General features: G+C 52.4%; 1 protein-coding gene. It reads right to left on the bottom strand.

The features are described from left to right. Positions 1–2,050: ABC transporter permease (locus tag HOLDEFILI_RS19860; RefSeq protein WP_006060251.1), on the bottom strand; the 2,050-nt coding region annotated here is incomplete at both ends.

The raw sequence follows: 2,050 nt of genomic DNA, 5'->3' as shown, positions 1-2,050 counted from the left end.
CACGATATAATTTAAGCTGCGGATCATGTTGTTGAAGTTATCCTTGATCCCGGTGTAGAACGACAGCGAGCTGATATCCTCATTCTTTAACAGTTCCTGGCCGCTGCGCTGCTCCGCATCGTCAATCTGAGGATTGAATTTCAGGAAAACGGCGTTGCTTTGGGCGCGCAGATCATAGGTTTCCTTATATGCGTTGGCATTCATATAGACATAATGATTGAGATAATTCTCCGCGATTCCGGTAATTTCAACATTCCGGCGCAGCTCCTTCTCGTTTTCCAGCTCGATCGTATCGCCGACATGCAGATTCATGTCGTTTGCCATCTTTTCCGTAATCACTACGCCGCCGTCCTTTAACCGCAGTTCTTCCTGCGGCTGTTTGCGGGGATGCAGCGATACGAAATCACGGAACCGCTCGGGATCGGAAGTCACGACCAGCGTCACCTCTGTGCTGTCGTTGCCCTGGTAGACAACAGCGTTGGATTGGTACACGTCCAGAGCATCGTCGATAGTTTCCAAGCCGTTGATTTGATCTAAGACCTGCCGCTTCGCGGTTTCATCGAGATCCTTCTGCATGGAAGCGATGCCTTGATATTGGAAAATCTCGCCGAATTGGGAATTGACGATCCGGCTGATCGAATCCTTGATGCCAAAACCGGCGACTAACAGCGCTGTGCATCCGGAAATGCCGAGCACCGTCATGAAGAATCGTTTTTTATAACGGAATAAATTCCGCGCGGTGACCTTGGAAGTGAAGGAGAAACGTTTCCATAAGAACGTCATCCGCTCGATCAGGATCTTCTTGCCCAGCTTCGGGGCTTTCGGCCGCATCAGCAGCGCCGGAGTTTCGATCAGTTCTTTATAACAGGCCGCAAACGCCGCAAAGGTTGTCACTAAGACGGAAGCCGCGGTAGAACCGATCATCAGCGGCAGCTGCGGCGTAAATTGGACTGGCGGCAGCACGTACATCATTAACCAGGCAGTATAGATGATCGCCGGAAAGGCGAACAACCCGACAGCCAGCCCGACCAGACTTCCAGTCAGACTCGCAAACGCAGCATAGAAGACATACTTAAACGCGATCTGGCCGGTCGTGTAGCCCAGCGCTTTCATCGTACCGATCTGCGAGCGCTGTTCGTCGACCATCCGGGTCATCGTCGTCAGGCAGACTAACGCCGCGACTAAGAAGAAGAACACCGGAAACACCTTGGCGATCGCGGCCATCCGGTCGGCAGCACCCTTGTAATCCATATAGCTGTAATGCGACTGCCGGTCAAGAATATACCACTTGCCTTGTTCGATCTGTTCGATCTTATTCTTCGCCAGCACCAGTTCCTCGCGCGCATCCTCCAGCTTCGCTTGACCTTCCGCTTTGTTTAAAGCCAGATCGATTTCCCCCTGAGCGACTTCTTTCTGACCTTGCTTCAGCTTGGCTTCGCCCTCGGCAATCTGTTTATCGGCATCCGCCTTGGCCTGCACCAGCGTCTGACGCTGCTGCTCGATCTGGGCGTTGGCGGAAACGATCTGTTCATCAATCGTCTTGAGAACCGTCTCAGAGACTTCTAATCCCTGATTGATCAAATCCAGCTGTGCCTGCGCCGTCGCAATTTCGGTTTCCAGCTGGGTTAAAATCGCCAGTTCTCCCTGCAGCTCCGCAATCCGCGCGTTGATAAGAATCAGCTCGCCGGGGATTTTTTCCAGTTCGGCCGTTTCCTCCTCACTCAGCGCGGGATATTTCTCCGGATCCGTCTGATTGAGCGCTTTTTTAGTTTCCAGCTCAATCTGCCGGGTGGTGAGGTCCAGCTGTTTCTGCGTCTGCTCGTCCAGTTCCTGCTGAACCGGCGCCAGTTCGTCCTGCTTGTCTGCCAGATTTTTCTGTTTTTCAGCGATCTGGCTTTCCAGCTGCGCTTTCTGCGCCAGTGCCTGGGCATTGGCGGTTTCATATTCTTTTTTCTTTTCATTATAGGTAACGGTCAGCGTGTCGATTTGCTTCTGGATCATTTCGATCTGGGCTTCACCTTGTTTAAGCTGAGCCTCAGCCATCGCCTTG

The sequence above is a fragment of the Holdemania filiformis DSM 12042 genome (assembly GCF_000157995.1).
Lineage (GTDB): Bacteria > Bacillota_I > Bacilli_A > Erysipelotrichales > Erysipelotrichaceae > Holdemania > Holdemania filiformis.
This window is presented reverse-complemented; position numbering and strand designations above follow the sequence as displayed.